This window comes from Micromonospora sp. NPDC049529 (assembly GCF_055586685.1).
Window position 1 is genome coordinate 37,108 of the sequence record NZ_JBVJHT010000010.1, and the last position, 16,773, is coordinate 53,880.

Consider the following 16,773-nt stretch of genomic DNA (forward strand, 5'->3'; position numbering starts at 1 on the left):
TGGAACGCGGCGACCACCAGGCGGGCGCCTTCCCGACCCCGGGGGGGGGGAAGGGGGGGGGGGGGGGGGGGGGCGGCCCCCCCCCCCCCCCCCCCGCCTCGACCGTCCGGCTGCCGGGAGGGCTGTCTCGTCGCACGTGGAACTGAAGCGTGTTCGAAAGTGGGCCTGTCGTCGCGTCAGCGCGGGTTGCGTCCGGTATCGGTGCCAACAGAGGGACCCGACCAGAGGCCGGTGCTCGACCAACCTCCGAGGCTTCGCAAACGCCCCTAGTGGTGGAAGGCGGTGCCGCGTACCGCGTCGACGAAGGTTGTCCAGTTATCGGGGGTGAACACCAGCACCGGGCCGGCGGGGTCCTTGGAGTCCCGCAGGCCGACGGCGCCGGACCGGACCGCCACCTCGACGCACTGGCCCCCGTTCGAGTCGCTGCGGCGGCTCTTGCGCCAGGTCGCGCCGGAGAAGTCCGGGGTGTTCATGACTCTGCTCTCCCTCTAGCCCTGCCGGTCCGGATCCTCGCCACCGTGATGCTCGGCCAGGCGCAGGATCAGTTGCCGTGATTCGACCGGTCCCAGCGCGGCGGCGGACAGCCGGTCCCACAGCGTCGAGTATGACCGCACCGCGTCGAGCCGGTCCAGGTAGCTCGCGTCGGTGTAGTCCTCCAGATAGACCACATCGGACGCGGCGTCGTGGTCGAACCGCAGGAGGGTGAAGCCGAACGAGGTGGTTGCGTAGGTTGGCGCGTCCAGCGGGAGCACCTGTAGCTCGATGTTCCGTCGCTCGGCGACCTCGGCGAGGTAACGGAGCTGTGCTCGCATCACCTCCGGGCCGCCGACGTTGCGGCGCAGGGCCGACTCGCTCAGGATGACGTTGAGCTGCGCGGGTCCGGTTGGTCGAGGATGTTCGCCCGAGCCTTCCGCAGGGCGATCTGCTGGTTCAGCTCGTCCTCGTCGATCTTCGTCTGCCCGGCGGTGAGCACCGTACGGATGTAGCCGCCGGTCTGGAACAGGCCGGGCACGATCTCCGCCTGGTACCAACGGATCTGGGACGCACCCGCCTCCAGGTCGACGTACTGGCGGAACCAGTCGGGGATGGCGTTGAGGTAGGCGCCCCAGCGACCGCGTTGCCGGCCGGCGCGGGCCAGCTCACGCAAGGACTCGAATTGCTCGCGGTCGACGCCGTAGAAGTCGAGCAGGATCGACAGGTCGGTGAGTTTGATGCCGCTCTGACCCAGCTCCAGTCGACTGATCTTGCTGGAGGCGGCGTCGATCTGTTCGGCCGCCTCGTCCTGGGTCTTGCCGGCCTGTTCTCGGGCGATCTTCAGTGCGTTGCCGAGTCGTCGTCGCTGAATGGTCGGGGTGGTCATGTGAGGTCCTTCCCGTGTGAGCAGGTCCGGGCAACAATGGGTTCCTATTTCGATAGTCCAGTGCAGTCTGAAGCTCATCGAAAGTGGGAGCCTACTTGACCGGCCCGCCTCGGAAGTGCCTGTTGGGCGGGTGTCGTCACACGACCGAGCAGGGGATGTCGATGATCAAGCCATTGTCCGATGCCGATGCAGTTGACCGTCGGACGTACTACCGCGACCGCGTCCGTGACCTCAGGCGGGTGCTCGAAGAGGTCGAGGCCGAGCGAAGCCTCGCGATCTTCCGTGCACACCAGCACGGCTCGACCCCGGAGGAGATCGCGGGAGTCGCACTTCTCGATCCGATCGAGGTCAAGAAGACCATCGAGGCTCTCGGCAACGAACCCGACATCGACAACTGGCGCGACGGACCCGACTGGCTCCGTGTCTACCGCTGACCTGGCCGGTGTGGGCCAGTCCGCCGAGGATCGGGGCGTTGATCATGAAGTTAGCGCGGAATTCGGGCCGGAAACGTGCGCCAACTTCATGGTCAACGCGCTGGGTACGCGCTGGATCAGCGCGGTGGGAACGCGGTGGGTCAGCGCGCTGGGGTGCCGAGGATGGCTATGAGGGATTTGGGGAGGGTGGCCAGGCGTTCTACCCGGATGTGGGACTGGGGGAAGTAGTGGCGCATCTGGGAGCGGTCGACCAGTTCGGTCCAGAGGACCTGGCGGATGGCGGCGTCGTGGGTCTTGGCCGGGGAGTGCGCGAGGGGCCACCTGCGGGCCATCAGGGTACGGAGGCGAACCGGCAGGAACTGCATGCCCGGGGCGATCCAGTGTGGCTCGATCGGGAAGTACCGGTACGGGGTCTGCACCCAGTGTGCGTGGCTGAGCAGGTGCACCGACTCGGCGAACCGTACCCGGCGTTCGTGGCCGCCGACGTGTTCCAGCACCGAGTTGGAGAAGACGAGGTCGTACCGGCGGTTCAGGATGCGGGGCGGCAGCGCGCAGGCGTCGCCGTGGTCGACCTCGGCCCAGGACGGGATGTCGGGCGGAGGCGACTCCAGGTTGACCACGTGTACGTGCTTGGGTCGCACCGACGCGCGAGCCCACGTCTCCACCCGGCCGCCGAGGTCGATGACGGACATCTGGGCGAGATCAGGAAACGTCTCGACCAGCCAGTCCGCTCGCCGGCTACGGCGCCGGGCAGCGAACGAGTCTTCGTTCTCGACCAGGCGAGATCGCAATCCGTGTATCCCCACGTGACGGAATGTAGGGGTACGTCGGCTTGGGTCGGTATATCCAAAACGCCTATTCCTAACGCATGATCGGTTAGGTAAGGGTCACCGACCGTACATTAGTTTTACGGCTTTTGCGATTTTCGCTACTTGTGCCGGGGTGCGTTCGAAGGTTGTCGAGGGCAGCAGCGACGGTCCACGTCGTACGGTCATCGCCTTCGCCCGGCCGAACTCGCGCAACCCGTCGTCACCGTGGATCCGACCGAAGCCGGACTCGCCCACGCCGCCGAACGGCAGGGTGGACATGCCGACGAAGGTCAACGCCGAGTTCACCGCGACCATCCCGGAGCGCAGCCGACCGGCGATCTCGACCGCCCGGCGTTTGCCGAACACCGACCCGCCGAGCCCGTACGGAACCGCGTTTGCCCTGGTCACAGCGGCATCGGCGTCCTGCACCCGGCTGATGGTGAGGGTCGGTCCGAAGGTCTCCTCGCGGACCGCCAACGCATCCTCGGGCACGTCCACCAGGATGGTCGGCCGGACGTACGGCGGCTGCACCGCGTCCGCCCCGCCGAGCACCGCGCGACCGCCCCGGGCCAGGGCGTCGTCGATGTGGCGACGGATCACGTCGAGCTGTCCGGGCATGGTGATGGGGCCCAGATGGGCCTCCGGTTCGGACCCCACGGTGAGCTTCTGCGCCTTCGTCACCACCCTGGCCACGAAGTCGTTGTAGATGGCTTCCACCGCATAGACCCGTTCGATCCCGATACAGGTCTGCCCGGCGTTGGTCAGCGCACCCCAGACCGCGGCGTCGGCGGCGGCGTCCAGGTCGGCGTCCGCGTCCACGATCATCGCGTCCTTGCCGCCCGCCTCCAGCAGGACCGGCGTCAACGACTCGGCGCACGCGGCCATCACCTTGCGCGCGGTCGCGGAGGATCCGGTGAACGCCACCTTGTCCACCCCGGCCCGGCAGAGCGCGGCACCGACGTCGCCGAGCCCGTGCACCGCCTGGAGCACCGGCTGCTCCGGCACCACCTCGGCGAAGCTGTCGACCAGCCACTGCCCGACCGCCGGGGTGTACTCGCTCGGCTTGAGTAGCACGGCGTTTCCGGCCGCGAGGGCGTACGCCGTCGAGCCGACCGGGGTCAGCACCGGGTAGTTCCACGGGCCGATCACGCCGATCACCCCGTACGGCTGGTATTCGAGCCTGCCGGCGAACTCGGCGACGATCAGACGTGAGCGCACCCGGCGGCGGCCGAGCACCCGCTTGGCGTTGCGGGCCGCCCAGTCGATGTGCTCGATGGCCGAGGCGATCTCGACGATCGCGTCCGCGACCGGTTTGCCGCCCTCGGCGTGCATCAGACCGGCGAGTTCGTCGATCCGGTTGGCGAGCAGCGACCGCCAGCGCAGCAGTCGGACCCGGCGTCCGGCGAAGTCCAGCCCGGCCCACCAGGCGGCGGCCGCCCGTGCCCGCGACATGCGCTGGATCAGGTCGTCCGCGCTGGCCACCGGGAAGCGGCCGACCTCCGCGCCGCTGGCCGGGTGGGTGGAAACCAACTCGCCCTGGTCGATCGCCGGTACGCCGGGAGCCAACGGAGCCGTCATGTCCGAAGTCTAAACCTGAAAATTACTCATGGGTAAGTCCGTGTGCCCACCGAACCGGTGAGCCGAATTAACCCACCGGACGAGCAACTCCATCCTGCGGTTAATGGAGATGGGAGCCGCTCGATGTCAGGCTGATTCCGTGCGCCAAGGGGGGCGCGGTGGCCGGCGTCGTGGGGGCGACGCGGGGCCGCAGACGGACGGGTGCGGAGAGAGTCGATGTCGGACGATTTGAATCTGCTGCCACTGCTGACGGTGGTCAACGGCCCGCTGCGGGGGGCGAGCTTCAGGTTGCGGCCGGGTACCCGCCGGATCGGCCGCGACGAGGGCGTCGACATCGTGATCGACGACCGGAAGGTGAGCCGGCGGCACGCCACGGTGGAACTGTCCGACGGCCGGGCCGTGCTGACCGACTGCGGGTCGACCAACGGCACCTGGCTCAACGAGCAGCGGCTTTCCCAGGCGCGCGAGCTGCGCGACGGCGACCGGATCCGGATCGGCCACGTCGAGCTGCGGTTCTTCGACCCGTCGGCGGCGCTCACCGACCCGGTCGGCGCGATCCGGTACACGCCGATCCACCCGCCGCCCGCGCTGCGGGCCGTCGACCAGCCGGCCGCCGCCGCGCTCGGTGCTCCGACCCAGATGATGTCCACCGGTCGCCGTACCGGCCCGCTGCTCTGGATCTTCGGCGGGGGTGCGGTGCTGGCCGGGTGGGTGGCCTGGGCCTTCCTTGTCATGAACTGACGGAAATGCCCGGTTCGGCCGGATGTGGCATGGCGGGTGGGGCCGCCATGCCGCTCCGGTCGGCTTATGTGGGAACGCCACACTGCAGGGTTGCGCGAGCAGTGGCACCATCGCGGGGATGGAAACCGAACAGGTGAACATCACCGCCCGGGGCATCACCCAGAACGTGCTCGTCGCCGGGCCGGCGGACGGCAGCCCGGTGCTGCTGATCCACGGCAACTGCTCGTCCGCCGACTTCTGGCTACCGCTGCTGCGTCACCTGCCGCCCACCCTCCGGGTGGTCGCACCCGACCTGCGCGGCTACGGCGCGACCGAGGCCGCACCGCTGGACGCCACCCGCGGCCTGCGCGACTTCTCCGACGACGTGGCCGCCCTGCTCGACGCCCCCGGCCTGTTCGGCGCCCCCGGCGCCCGGCCGGTGGTGGCCGCCCACTCGATGGGCGGCGGCGTCGCCATGCAGCTCCTGGTCGACCACCCGGACCGGATCCGCGCGCTGCTGCTGGAGTCGCCGCTGTCGCCGTACGGGTTCGGCGGGACCAGGGACCTGGACGGGACCCCGACCAGCGAGGACTTCGCCGGCACCGGGGCCGGCACGGCCAACCCCGACTTCGTCGCGCGGATCGCCGCCAAGGACCGGGGCGAGGACGCGCCGACCAGTCCGCGCAACGTCATGCGGACCGCGTACGTGGCGGATCCCTCGGCGTTCGGCGACGACGAGGACCTGCTGCTGGACAGCATGCTCAGCACCGCCACCGGCGAGGCGAACTACCCCGGCGACTCGACCACCACCAGCACCTGGCCCGGCGTCGGTCCCGGCCGCCGGGGCGTGCTCAACACCATGGCGCCGAACCACTTCCGGGTCGCCGACGAGCTGGTCGCCGTGCGCGTCAAGCCGCCGATCACCTGGGTACGCGGAGACTCTGACGCCATCGTCTCCGACACCTCGCTGTTCGACCTGGCGTACCTCGGCTCGCTCGGCCTGGTCCCCGGCTGGCCCGGCGCCGACGCCTGCCCGCCCCAGCCGATGGTCGGCCAGACCCGGGCCGTGCTGGACCGCTACGCGGCGGCCGGCGGCAGTTACCGCGAGATCGTCTACGCCGAGTGCGGCCACTCGCCGCACGTCGAGCGCCCGGCCGAGTTCGCCGCCGCACTGCTGGACCTGATCGTATGAGCGGATCGGCTGCTGGGCCCGATCGGATGAGCGGATCGGCTGCTGGGCCCGATCGTGGACCGGACGAGCCGGGCCCGGTTCCCTACGTGCGGCGGAGCGTGCCGGTCGACGGCGGGGAGCTGATCGTCGGCGAGTGGGGGACCGGCGGTGACGGGCCGCTGGTGCTCGCCGTACACGGGGTCACCTCGTCCCACCTGGCCTGGTCGGTGGTGGGTGAGCGGCTCGGCGTCGACCACCGGTTGGTCGCCGTCGACCTGCGCGGACGCGGCGGCAGCCGGGACCTGCCCGGCCCGTACGGCATGGCCCGGCACGCGGCCGACCTGGTCCGGGTGATCGAGGCGTACGGCGGCGGCCCGGTCGTGCTGCTCGGCCACTCGATGGGCGGCTTCGTCGCGGTCGAACTGGCCCGGACCCGTCCGGAACTCCTCCGGCGGCTGGTGCTGGTCGACGGTGGCGCCCTGCTGCCCGCCCCGCCCGGAGTCGACGCGGGCGCCGACGAGCAGACCATCTCGGCGCTGATCTCGAACACCGTCGGACCCGCGTTCGACCGGCTGACGATGACGTTCCCCGACCGGGAGTCGTACCGGGCGATGTGGCGGCAGCACCCGTCCTTCGCCGACTGGACCCCGGCGGTCGACCGGTACGTCGACTACGACCTGGTCGGCACCGCCCCCCGGCTGCACCCGGCCTGCCGGTTGGAGGCGGCCCTGCGCGACGCCCGCGACCAGTACGCGTACCCCGGCATCGAACCCGCGCCGCTGCCGGTGCCGGCGGTCTTCCTGCGTGCCCCCCGGGGCATGCTCGACGAGCCGGACCGGCCGCTCTACCCGGCCGGGTACGCCGCGCACTGGCTGCCCGGAGTGGTCGAGGAGACGGTGCCGGGGGTGAACCACTACACCATCGCCCTCGGTGCCGGTGGCGCCGCCGCGATCGACGCGGCGGTCCGCACCGGCGGCTGACCCGCCGTTGTCTCCGGCGGTCCCGGTCGGGACCCGGAGCGGCCGGCCGTGGCAGACTCGCGCGCAGACCTTAGCGGCCGTTCACCCGACGGGCGGCCCGGAAGCGGTGGAGGCGGCTGTGGCACGCGAGATCACCAGCGTCGGCGTCATCGGACTGGGCACCATGGGTGCCGGGATCGTCGAGGTGTTCGCCCGCAACGGCGTCGACGTACTCGCGGTCGAGATCTCCGAGGAGGCGCTGGAGCGCGGCCGGCTCACCCTGACCGGCTCCACCGACCGCGCGGTCGCCCGGGGCAAGCTCGCCGCCGAGCAACGCGACGAGCTGCTGCGCCGGGTCACCTTCGCCGTCGGACTGGCCGCGCTGGACGACGTCGACCTGGTCATCGAGGCGGTGCCCGAGCGGCTCGACCTCAAACGACGGCTCTTCGCCGACCTCGACCGGATCTGCCGGCCGGACACCATCCTCGCCACCAACACCTCCTCGCTGAGCGTCACCGAGATCGCGGTCGCCACCGGCCGGCCGGAGCAGGTCGTCGGGATGCACTTCTTCAACCCGGCACCGGTGATGAAACTGGTCGAGGTGATCCGGACCGTGGTCACCGCCGAAGAGGTGGTGACCGACGTCGAGTCGCTCTGCGTCCGGCTGGGCAAGGTCGACGTGACCATCGACGACCGGGCCGGCTTCATCGCCAACTCACTGCTCTTCGGCTACCTCAACCAGGCCGTGTCCATGTTCGAGGCCCGGTACGCGACCCGCGAGGACCTCGACGCGGCGATGCGGTTCGGTGCCGGGCTGCCGATGGGACCGCTGGCCCTGCTGGACCTGATCGGCCTCGACACCGCGTACGAGATCCTGGACACCATGTACCGGCGCGGGGGACGGGACCGGCGGCACGCCCCCGTACCGCTGATCCGGCAGATGGTCACCGCGGGGCTGCTCGGGCGCAAGTCCGGCCGGGGCTTCTACACGTACGAGCGGCCGGGCTCGGCCGTTGTCGTACCGGACGGCCTGACGCCGGTGGCGGTCGAGCCGGTCGCCGGTCAACCGGCACCCGGCACCGTCGGCCTGGTCGGCTCGGGTCCGCTCGCCACCGCCCTGGCCGGGGTCTTCGCCGCCGCCGGTCACCGCGTGGTGGCGGTGTCCGGGAACGGGAACGGGGACGGGGACGGGGACGGGGACGGGGAGACGGAGCTGGCCCGGCTGGCCGAGGTCGACCTGGTGGTCGAGGCGGTCGACGGCGACGCGGCGGAGCGGCGGGCGCTCTTCGCCCGGCTCGACGCGGTCTGCCGGCCCGCGACGGTGTTCGCCACCGCCGGCACCGGACCGGTGATCGATCTGGCGATGGCGACCGGTCGACCGGCCGACGTGATCGGGCTGCACTTCCCGTACCCGGCGGCGGAGCGGCAACTGGTGGAGATCGTGCGTACCGTCCGTACCTCGGCGCAGACCCTCGCCGTCGGCCGGGCGGTCGCCGTGGCGCTCGGCCGTACCGGTGTGGTCTGCGACGACCGGGCCGGATTCGTGGTCGACGCGCTGCTGTTCCCGTACCTGAACGACGCGGTCGCGATGCTGGAGGCGTCGTACGCGACCGCCGAGGACGTCGACCACGCCATGCGGCTCGGCTGCGCCTACCCGGTCGGCCCGTTCGAACTGCTCGACCGGATCGGGCTCGACGTGGCTCTGGACATCCAGCGGAGCGTGTACCGGGCGGCGCGGGAGCCCGGTCTGGCCCCCGCGCCGCTGCTGGAACAGATGGTCACCGCCGGTCACGTCGGCCGGGGGACCGGCCGGGGTTTCCGGGAGGGGACCGTCAGCTCTTGACCCGGATCGTCACCCCGGCGATGTCGTCCTTGCCGTCGACGGCGATCCGGTAGACGAACTTGTCGGTCTGGGTGTGCTGGCCGTTCGGGGTGTAGAGCACCGTACGACGACTGGTGATCTGGAGCTTGCCGTACTTCGGCTGGGTCACGATGGTGATCTTGGTGTTGCTGGTGGCGAGGTCGTTCGCCAGCACCGCGATGTCCACCTTCTTGCTGCCCTTGGTCGAGGCCACGTCGTCGTCGGCCAGCGGAGCCGCGCCGAAGCCGCCCCGACCGTTGCCGATGAAGTGGGTGACCTCGCCGGTGGTGGTGTTGGTGGTCTTCACGTCCGGGATGCCGTCGCCGTTGGCGTCCAGCACGGCGATCGACCAGTAGCCGTCGCCCAGGACATCCGCCTCCAGGTGGACCACCGCGCCGTTGTCGAGCACCACGACCACTCCGGTCTCGTACCCGCCGCAGTTGCCGGCGTAGCTGATCACCACGTCGGTGGCGCCGTTGCGGTTGAAGTCGGCCAGCACGTACGCGGGGTCCCAGCCGCACGGCCACCTCACCGGGCCGGGCACCAGTTGGCCGGAGGCGGTGTTCAGGTAGGTCAGGAAGCCGTCACCCTGGTCGGTCCACTCGTAGACGTCCTGGCGGCCGTCACCGTTGAAGTCGGCCAGTCCGATGTAGCTGGGCTGGTAGATCGCGTCGAAACCGGCGACCGGCTGGTAGTCGCGCAGCACGAGCAGGTCGCTGTCCACGCCCGGCGGCCGGCCGTCGAACCAGGCGAGCACCAGTTCCACCGTGCCGTCCCCGCCGAGGTCCACGACCACTCCCATGTCGGGGCAGTGGTCGTACTCGGCGGAGGGGGTGTCATACAGGTATGTGGTGGGGCTGCCGTACCCGCCCGAACCGTTGCCGAGCGCGACCTCTACGCCGCAGTCGGTGGGGCCGCCACCGGTCAGGACCGCCCGGTCGACGATGCCGTCGTCGTTCAGGTCGCCGTAGAGCGGTTCACCCTGATATCCGGCCAGGGCGGCCGGTGCCGCTCCCGTAACGGCCATCGCCACCGCGACCGCCAGTACGGTGATCCGCTTCCTCCACATGACGTTGCCTCCGCGCTTCGTGCCGGCGCCCGTGCCGGCGGGTTGCCCGACGATGCCGGTGTGTCGACCGGCTGCTCACAGACTGTGCCGGGTCGAACGCCGATCCGGAACGCGGTGACGGTGATCTGTCTTTCGACCTGACCGGCCGGTCAGTCGGGTATCAACCGGCCGGGTCGGCGAGTTGGCACGTGCGCCGCTCAGTTGGCGATCCGGACCGAGACCGCGGCGTCGGAACTGCGGCCGTGGTCGGTCAGCCGGTAGACGAACCGATCGGTTTTTCCGGCTTTGCTGCTCGGTGTGAAGACCACGGTCCGGTTGCTGGTGACCTGCACGGTGCCGTACTTCGGCGCGGTGACGATCGTGATCCTCGCCTGCCTGGTGGCGGCGTCGTTGGTGAGCACCGGAATGCTGGTCCGCTTGACCCGGCTGACGTCGGCCCTGTCCCCCACCGCCTTGGGCGTCTTGATGAAGCTGCCGTCGCCGTTGCCGATGAAGTACGTGAGCTCGCCGCTGGACGACTCCCGGGTCACCACGTCGGGAATGCGGTCGCCGTTGGTGTGCTGCACCTTGACCGTCCAGGTGCGATCGCCGTACGGGTCGCCCTGCAGATGCCAGGCCACCCCGTCGTCGCGGATCGCGACCACGCCGGAGAAGTAGTCCGCGCAGCCCTCCACGTACGCGATGACCACGTCCATCGCCGCGTTGCCGTTGAGGTCGGTCAGGGTGTAGTGCGGTCGGCCGGAGCACCAGGCGACCGGGCCGGGGGTGAGACCGCCGCCGGGGGTGTTGAGGTAGGTGGCGAATCCGCTGCCCTGGTCGGTCCACTGGTAGACGTCCTGGCGGCCGTCACCGTCGAAGTCGGCCAGCCCCATGAAGCTGGGCTGGAAGATCGCGTCGAAGCCGTTCGTGGGCTTGAAGTTCTCCAGTACCAGCAGGTCGTGCTCGACCGGGTACGGGCGCCCGGCGAACCAGGCCAGGACGAGTTCGAGGTCGTTGTCCCCGCCGAGGTCGACGGCGACCCCGAGATCGGGGCAGTTCGCCTCGGGCCCGCTCAGTTCGAGGTAGGGGTACTCCGTCGGCGCCAGGTAACCGCCGCCGGACTTACCGAGGCGTACCGAGACTGTGCAGTCGAGCAGTGGGGCGCGGTTGAGCGACGGGGCGCTGTCGAGCACGGCCAGGTCGACCAGCCCGTCGCGGTTGAGGTCGCCGAACATCGGCTCACCCGGCCCCCCGGCCCAGGCAACGGGTGCCACCGCACCCAGAGCAGCCAGGGTCGCCACCACGGCCACCACCGTCACGCGCTTTCCCCACATGAAGATCTCCTCGCCGCACGGGGTCAACCCCCGCAGAGTCGACCTCTTTTCACGGACATTAGAGCGTTTATGAGGACAACCTGAACCTACTGACCGTGATCTGACATTCGGCTTGTGTCACGGATACAGGGCGTGTCGGTACATTCTGTCAACGTCGCCGGAGCCCCCGTATTGTTGCTGAACGTGAGCCCCCGTCGTAATCGACCCCGCGCCGAGGACGTCGCCCCACTGGACGGCGACCGGGCCCGGCGTGGCGTCGAGGCAGTCCAGAGCTGGCGGGACGGCGACTGGCAGGTGCGTTCGATCACCGCCGGTGCCGCCGTCAAAACCTACCGTTGCCCCGGCTGTCAGCAGGAGATTCCGCCCGGCACGGCGCACCTGGTGGCCTGGCCGGCCGACGGTCGCGGCGACCTCGCCGACCGCCGGCACTGGCACAACGGCTGCTGGCGGGCCCGCGAACGGCGTTCCCCCACCGTCGAACGCTCCCGCAGCGCACCCCGGTACGGCTGAACCGCCCGCGATCGACGTGCAGGGCTCGGGAGCGTCCGGCTACGGCGCAACCGCGGCCCCGGCCGGATCGGGGATCTTCGTCACCCTGCCCCCGTCCCGGCTGACGCCGGCGAGCCGTTCGGGCCACACTTGACCGGTGAGCACAGCGATCCGCGCGTCGACCATCCTGCCCGCCCGCCGGGAGGAGATCGAACTGCACACCGCCGACGGGCTGCGCCTGGTCGGCGAGCTGGCCCTGCCGGCCGACCGGCCACCGGTCGCCACCCTGGTCTGCCTGCACCCGCTGCCCACCCACGGCGGGATGATGGACAGCCACGTGCTGCGCAAGGCCGCCTGGCGGCTGCCCGCCCTGGCCGACCTGGCCGTGCTCCGGTTCAACACCCGGGGCACCGCGAGCGTGCAGGGCACCAGCGAGGGCGAGTTCGGCAACGGCGTCGCCGAACGGTTCGACGTGGCGGCGGCGATCGAGTACGCCGAGTTCGCCGAACTGCCCGACGTCTGGCTGCTCGGCTGGTCCTTCGGCACCGACCTGACCCTCAGGTACGGCTGCGACCCCGGCGTGACCGGGGCGATCCTGCTCTCCCCGCCGCTGCGCTCCGCCACACCCGAGGACCTGGCCGTCTGGGCCGAGTCCGGTAAGCCGGTCACCGCGTTGGTCCCCGAGTTCGACGACTACCTGCGCCCGGACGAGGCCCGCCACCGGTTCGCGGCCATCCCGCAGGCCGAGGTGGTCGGCGTACCCGGTGCCAAGCACCTCTGGGTCGGCGACGCCGAGACCGTGCTCGACGAGGTGGTCCACCGGGTCAACCCCGCCGTGCCGGTGCCGCTACCGTCCACCTGGGACGGCCCGGTGACGTACGGCGACGCCAGCGCGTACGCCGACCGTACGGTGGCGGCGTTCGGCGAGCGGCCGGCGGGGCTGCGCCCGACCGATCAGACCCCCTGAGCCGAATCCGGCTCGACGACCTCCACCGCCGGCAGTTCCGTCCCCGGTGGCCAACCGGCCAGCCAGGTACGCCGCTGCGCCCAGACCTCCCGCCAGTAACCGGCCCGGCCGGTGAGCCGGGCACCGGTGGCGCGAACCGCCACGCCGGTCGCGAGCAGCGCCAGTCCGGCGCCCGCCCGTCGCCGGGGCCAGCGCAGCCGCAGGTAGGTGGCCTTGCCCCGGAGCAGCATGATCCGCTTGCCGACACCGGTCGAGGACGCCCCGCCGACGTGCACCACCCGCGCCCCGGGCACCAGCACCGGGGACGCCCCGAGTTGGGTGGCCCGGTGGCACAGGTCGATGTCCTCGCTGTACATGAAGTAGTCCGGCAGGAACCCGCCCAACTCGGCGAAGAGCGACCGCTGCAAGAGCAGCAGGCAGCCGGACGCCGCCGGGACCGGCGCCGGCACCGAGCGGTCCAGGCCGGGCAGTTCCTCCGGGTTGAACAGCCGGGACCGGCGGAACACGGTGGACAGGCCGGTGGCGAAGCAGACGTACCCCCAGAGCGAGGGCAGGGCGAATGCCGACCGCCCGTCGTCGGTGTGGTCGGCGTGCAGCGTACGGCCGGTGTAGACCCGGTGCTCCGGGTGCGCGCGGGCGTACGCGACGAACTCGCCGATGACGTCGCCGACCGGTTCGGTGTCCGGGTTCATCAGCAGGATCCAGGTGCCCCGGGCACGGGACGCGCCGACGTTCACCGCCCGGCCGAAGCCGACGTTGCGAGCCAGCCGGACCACCCGGGCCTCGGGGAACTCCGCCTCGACCGCGTCCGCCGAGCCGTCGGTGGAGGCGTTGTCGACCACGATCACCTCGTACGACCCGGACGGGCTCGCCGTACGCAGGGTGGCCAGGGCCCGCCGGATCAGGTCACGGGTCTGGTAGGAGACGATGACGACGCTGACCGCCGGGCTCATCGGGAAGCCCCTTCCGCCGGGCTGCGGCTGGACTCGTCCCGACCCCAGCCCTGTTGTGTCGCGGTCCGCCGGGCGGCGATCCCGGCCAGCACGGTGAGCGCCGCGTAACAGACCCCGGCCGGCAGCAGCCACGGTCGGGGCAGCACCACGTCGACCAGCCAGGAGGCGCGGCGGGCCCGGCGTACCCCGGTGTCGGTGGCCCGCATCGCGGCGTTGCCGGCCCGGACCCGACCGAGCCGGCGGAGCAGGTCACCGGTGCGCCGGGGGGTGGCAACCACCGTGGTCACCGTTTCGATCTCCCGTTTCTCGCCCACCTCGAACAGCGAGTCCAGGAAGAGGTCGTCGGCGATCAGGCCGGGGAACCGGTCGAAGCGGGCCCGACCGGCGGCGGAGAGCACGATGGCGCCGCGACCGAAGAGCGCGTCCCGGAAGGCGGGCAGCCGGGAGTTGACCGCGTAGTAGGCGCGTACCGCCAGCGGGCGGCCGGCGACGTCCAGCCGCCGGCTCGGTGCGGCGGCGAGCAGCGGGCCCCCGGCGGTGACCGCCGAGGCGAGGGTCCGGGCACCGGCCGCGGAGAGTTCGATGTCCGCGTCGAGGTAGATCCGGGGAAACCGGGTGGCGGCCTCGTCGCCCGCGTTCAACGCCGCCGACTTGGACGCCTCGGGCAGTTCGAGCACCTGTACGCCGGGAACCGCGCGGGCCACCTCGGCGGTCGCGTCGGTGCAGCCGTTGGCGACCACGAGCACCTCGAACTCGCCCGGCTCGGCGCCGTCGAGCAGCCGGTGTAGGCACCGGGGAAGCACCGCCGCCTCGTTGTGGGCGGCGATAACGACGCTGGTCACCAGGGAGCCCGTCCGGTCAGGGCGAGCCGGATCCGGCGGGTGACCGTACGCCGGCGTTTGCGCCAGCCCTGGTATTCTCGCAGGTCCAGCGAGGCGGCCTGGACCACCCGGGCCGAGTGCCGCATCTGTTCGGTCCACTCGGCGACGGTGGTGACCCCGGTCCGCTTCGCCGACAGCGGGCGGCGGGCCATGAAGTCCTCGTCGGTCACATAGATGGTGTTCGGGCTGCGTGGGTCGTCCATGTGGTCCTCGGGCAGGAACGGGTGGTACCAGCCGTTGATCCAGCCGAGCCGGGCCGCGCGCAGACACCAGGTGGTGAAGGTGTCCTGCTCGTCCAGTGCGCCCACCTGGCGGACCACTTCGCGCTTGAGCAGGTAGCCGCTGCCCTGCACCCAGTGGTTGCGCAGCAGCCGGTGCCCGCCCGGATAGTCGGCCAGCTTCGCGGCGACCAGGTCGTCGTCCACGTCCTCGTCCGGGAACCGCCAGGTGCCGATCACCCCGAACCGGGGTACGTCGTCGTGCGCCTGGCGCAGCACCGAGAGCCAGCTCGGGTCCGGCAGGCAGTCGTCGTCCACCTTGCTCAGGTAGTCGCCGGTCGCCTCCCGCCAGAGCCAGTTGGTGGGTTCGCGCAGGCCGGCGTTGACCTCGCTGTGGTGGAACCGGTGCACCCGAGGGTGGTCGCGGAACTCCTCGACCGCGGCGAGGGTGGCCCGGTCGGTGCCGTTGTGCCAGAGCCAGACCCGCGCGTCCGGCGGGCAGGTGCCGAGCAGGTGCGGCAGCGAGAGTCGGACGTACTCCGGCCGGTCGTACGTGATCATGAGAATGTCGATACCTGTCACGCGTACACCTCGGTGGTTCGCTCGGTCATGACGCCCCGCTGGAGTTGATGCGTTCCGCCCGGGTCAGCCGCCACAACGCCCCGGCCAGGCCGAGCAGCAGATGCACCGTGATGAAGTAGGTGGTGAAGTAGAGCGCGTCGAAGGTGAACGCGGAGACCGCCGCCACCCCGATCGTCACCGCCAGCACTGCCGCCAGGTCCCGGTCCCGCTCGCTGGCGGCGAACCGGCGGACCCGGCCGGCGACCACGATGCCGACCAGGAAGAAGATCGCCAACCCGGCCACCCCGACCACACCGGTGCTGACCAGCGTGACCAGCCACTGGTTGTCGAGCAACTGGTAGAGCTCGGGCAACCAGGTGCCGACCCCCCGACCGAACCAGAGCCGTTCCTTGATGTACGGCGCGACGTAGGCGTAGTCCTCCAGCCGGCCCTGCACGCTCGGGTCGTTCTCCCCGGCGAACAGCAGCGCCCGCAGGGTGGCCAGCAGGCCTGGTTTGCCGACCTGGATCAGCGCGGCCAGGAAGAACCCGATCACCAGTACGTTGAAAGTGGTCCGCAGCGGCCAGACCAGGATGAACAGCAGGATCGCGGCGGCCAGCGCGAGCACCCCGGTACGGGAGAGCGAGATCGGGATGACCGCCGCCTGGATCATGGCCAGGGTGCCGTAGATCTGCCGCCCGCGTCGGGTGTCCGAGAAGCGGGCGTAGTGGATCGCGACCACGAGGCCGATCACCATCAGCACGCTGAACTCGATGTAGTGCCCGGCGGTGCCGGCGACCCGGACCAGCCCGCCGCCGCCCCGGGCGTCGAAGCCGATCAGGTCCTTCTGGAAGGTCAGCAGCGGCGGCAGTTTGAGGTAGGTGGTGAAGTCCACCCGGAGGATGAACTGGGCCAGCGCGAACAGCGCCATCACCGTCGAACCCCAGGCCAGCGCCCGGAGCACGTGGTCGACCCGTTCCCGGGTGAGCACCCCGTCGGCCGCCGCGAGCAGCACGCCGGCCCCGGCCAGCGCCATCAGGATGGTCCGGTCGGCGCTGTTCGCCTCCAGCACCGACATGCCCCGGGCCTCGCCCGCGATGTACGACACGCCCATGGTGGACAGGTAGACCGCCAGCGCCCAGCGCATCGGCTGCTGGCCACGGGTGACCAGGTTGGGGTGCAGTCGGGTCAGGCCCCACCAGACGATCAGGAAGAACCCGATGATCACGCCCGGTCGGCCGAGCGTCGTCAGCGGCGGGAAGATCAGCCGGGCGGGCAGCAGGTACGCGAGCAGGACCGAGGTGATCAGGACGGCGGTGGCGTCCGGGAAGTGGCGTACGCCGGGAGTGACCCCGTCGTACACCGTGGCGGATCGTCGCGAGGAAAGGTACGTGGGCACGTCATCCGCTCCGTCGGTACGTCATCGGGGC

16 protein-coding genes and 1 pseudogene are annotated in these 16,773 nt (G+C 70.9%); 7 read left to right on the top strand and 10 right to left on the bottom strand.

Going from position 1 to position 16,773, the window contains the following annotated elements:
• Positions 1–266: 266 nt before the first annotated feature.
• Both ACZ6QQ_RS18485 and ACZ6QQ_RS18490 read right to left on the bottom strand, forming a co-directional pair.
• A complete protein-coding gene (locus tag ACZ6QQ_RS18485) occupies positions 267–473 on the bottom strand; it encodes a DUF397 domain-containing protein (protein WP_465877613.1) in 207 nt (68 codons plus the stop codon).
• Between the two features lie 15 nt (positions 474–488).
• Positions 489–1,438, bottom strand: a pseudogene (locus tag ACZ6QQ_RS18490) (helix-turn-helix domain-containing protein).
• A 77-nt stretch (positions 1,439–1,515) separates the two neighbouring features.
• Here ACZ6QQ_RS18490 and ACZ6QQ_RS18495 point away from each other — a divergent pair.
• Complete coding sequence (locus ACZ6QQ_RS18495) at positions 1,516–1,794, top strand: hypothetical protein (RefSeq protein WP_465877614.1); 279 nt, start codon at positions 1,516–1,518, stop codon at positions 1,792–1,794.
• Positions 1,795–1,934: 140 nt separating this feature from the next.
• Here the strand turns inward: ACZ6QQ_RS18495 and ACZ6QQ_RS18500 are convergent, their stop codons facing one another.
• Together ACZ6QQ_RS18500 and ACZ6QQ_RS18505 are read right to left on the bottom strand one after the other, a co-directional pair.
• A complete protein-coding gene (locus ACZ6QQ_RS18500) occupies positions 1,935–2,600 on the bottom strand; it encodes a class I SAM-dependent methyltransferase (RefSeq protein WP_465877615.1) in 666 nt (221 codons plus the stop codon).
• 81 nt (positions 2,601–2,681) lie between these two features.
• On the bottom strand, positions 2,682–4,181 hold the full coding sequence (locus tag ACZ6QQ_RS18505) for an aldehyde dehydrogenase family protein (RefSeq protein ID WP_465877616.1): 1,500 nt from the start codon (positions 4,179–4,181) through the stop codon (positions 2,682–2,684).
• Positions 4,182–4,397: 216 nt separating this feature from the next.
• On the opposite strand from ACZ6QQ_RS18505, the gene ACZ6QQ_RS18510 reads away from it, so the two are divergent.
• From ACZ6QQ_RS18510 to ACZ6QQ_RS18525, 4 genes are all read left to right on the top strand, one after another.
• The gene (locus ACZ6QQ_RS18510) at positions 4,398–4,922 is read left to right on the top strand and encodes an FHA domain-containing protein (RefSeq protein ID WP_465877617.1); all 525 of its coding nucleotides are present in this window, start codon (positions 4,398–4,400) and stop codon (positions 4,920–4,922) included.
• Between the two features lie 118 nt (positions 4,923–5,040).
• A complete protein-coding gene (locus ACZ6QQ_RS18515; RefSeq protein WP_465877618.1) occupies positions 5,041–6,093 on the top strand; it encodes an alpha/beta hydrolase in 1,053 nt (350 codons plus the stop codon).
• Positions 6,094–6,179: 86 nt separating this feature from the next.
• Positions 6,180–7,052, top strand: a complete 873-nt coding sequence (locus ACZ6QQ_RS18520) for an alpha/beta fold hydrolase (RefSeq protein WP_465877619.1) — start codon at positions 6,180–6,182, stop codon at positions 7,050–7,052.
• 118 nt (positions 7,053–7,170) lie between these two features.
• Positions 7,171–8,874: a 3-hydroxyacyl-CoA dehydrogenase family protein gene (locus ACZ6QQ_RS18525; protein ID WP_465877620.1), complete on the top strand. Its 1,704-nt coding sequence runs from the start codon at positions 7,171–7,173 to the stop codon at positions 8,872–8,874.
• Here the strand turns inward: ACZ6QQ_RS18525 and ACZ6QQ_RS18530 are convergent.
• Together ACZ6QQ_RS18530 and ACZ6QQ_RS18535 are read right to left on the bottom strand one after the other, a co-directional pair.
• Positions 8,864–9,961 (bottom strand): FG-GAP-like repeat-containing protein, encoded by a 1,098-nt coding sequence (locus ACZ6QQ_RS18530; RefSeq protein WP_465877621.1) that lies wholly within the window; start codon positions 9,959–9,961, stop codon positions 8,864–8,866. The two genes, ACZ6QQ_RS18525 and ACZ6QQ_RS18530, sit on opposite strands and share 11 nt — an antisense overlap.
• Positions 9,962–10,158: 197 nt before the next feature.
• The gene (locus ACZ6QQ_RS18535) at positions 10,159–11,274 is read right to left on the bottom strand and encodes an Ig-like domain-containing protein (RefSeq protein WP_465877622.1); all 1,116 of its coding nucleotides are present in this window, start codon (positions 11,272–11,274) and stop codon (positions 10,159–10,161) included.
• A 183-nt stretch (positions 11,275–11,457) separates the two neighbouring features.
• Between ACZ6QQ_RS18535 and ACZ6QQ_RS18540 the strand changes: the two genes are divergently transcribed.
• Both ACZ6QQ_RS18540 and ACZ6QQ_RS18545 read left to right on the top strand, forming a co-directional pair.
• On the top strand, positions 11,458–11,784 hold the full coding sequence (locus ACZ6QQ_RS18540) for a hypothetical protein (protein WP_465877623.1): 327 nt from the start codon (positions 11,458–11,460) through the stop codon (positions 11,782–11,784).
• Between the two features lie 136 nt (positions 11,785–11,920).
• Positions 11,921–12,730 (top strand): alpha/beta hydrolase, encoded by an 810-nt coding sequence (locus tag ACZ6QQ_RS18545; RefSeq protein WP_465877624.1) that lies wholly within the window; start codon positions 11,921–11,923, stop codon positions 12,728–12,730.
• Here the strand turns inward: ACZ6QQ_RS18545 and ACZ6QQ_RS18550 are convergent.
• The 4 genes from ACZ6QQ_RS18550 to ACZ6QQ_RS18565 are packed head-to-tail and all read right to left on the bottom strand — an operon-like array spanning position 12,718 to position 16,742.
• Positions 12,718–13,683: a glycosyltransferase family 2 protein gene (locus ACZ6QQ_RS18550; protein ID WP_465877625.1), complete on the bottom strand. Its 966-nt coding sequence runs from the start codon at positions 13,681–13,683 to the stop codon at positions 12,718–12,720. The two genes, ACZ6QQ_RS18545 and ACZ6QQ_RS18550, sit on opposite strands and share 13 nt — an antisense overlap.
• On the bottom strand, positions 13,680–14,525 hold the full coding sequence (locus ACZ6QQ_RS18555) for a glycosyltransferase family 2 protein (RefSeq protein ID WP_465877626.1): 846 nt from the start codon (positions 14,523–14,525) through the stop codon (positions 13,680–13,682). The genes ACZ6QQ_RS18550 and ACZ6QQ_RS18555 overlap by 4 nt, the downstream gene beginning before the upstream one ends.
• A complete protein-coding gene (locus ACZ6QQ_RS18560) occupies positions 14,522–15,364 on the bottom strand; it encodes a glycosyltransferase family 2 protein (protein ID WP_465877627.1) in 843 nt (280 codons plus the stop codon). Before ACZ6QQ_RS18560 ends, ACZ6QQ_RS18555 begins: the two co-directional genes overlap by 4 nt.
• 25 nt (positions 15,365–15,389) lie before the next feature.
• Positions 15,390–16,742 (bottom strand): O-antigen ligase family protein, encoded by a 1,353-nt coding sequence (locus tag ACZ6QQ_RS18565; protein WP_465877628.1) that lies wholly within the window; start codon positions 16,740–16,742, stop codon positions 15,390–15,392.
• Positions 16,743–16,773: the final 31 nt, after the last annotated feature.

Bases quoted from the DNA above. Each gene is read 5' to 3' on its own strand.
- ACZ6QQ_RS18485 (WP_465877613.1), bottom strand. From the start codon at position 473: ATGAACACCCCGGACTTCTCCGGCGCGACCTGGCGCAAGAGCCGCCGC.
- ACZ6QQ_RS18495 (WP_465877614.1), top strand. From the start codon at position 1,516: ATGTCGATGATCAAGCCATTGTCCGATGCCGATGCAGTTGACCGTCGG.
- ACZ6QQ_RS18505 (WP_465877616.1), bottom strand. From the start codon at position 4,181: ATGACGGCTCCGTTGGCTCCCGGCGTACCGGCGATCGACCAGGGCGAG.
- ACZ6QQ_RS18510 (WP_465877617.1), top strand. From the start codon at position 4,398: ATGTCGGACGATTTGAATCTGCTGCCACTGCTGACGGTGGTCAACGGC.
- ACZ6QQ_RS18515 (WP_465877618.1), top strand. From the start codon at position 5,041: ATGGAAACCGAACAGGTGAACATCACCGCCCGGGGCATCACCCAGAAC.
- ACZ6QQ_RS18530 (WP_465877621.1), bottom strand. From the start codon at position 9,961: ATGTGGAGGAAGCGGATCACCGTACTGGCGGTCGCGGTGGCGATGGCC.
- ACZ6QQ_RS18535 (WP_465877622.1), bottom strand. From the start codon at position 11,274: ATGTGGGGAAAGCGCGTGACGGTGGTGGCCGTGGTGGCGACCCTGGCT.
- ACZ6QQ_RS18550 (WP_465877625.1), bottom strand. From the start codon at position 13,683: ATGAGCCCGGCGGTCAGCGTCGTCATCGTCTCCTACCAGACCCGTGAC.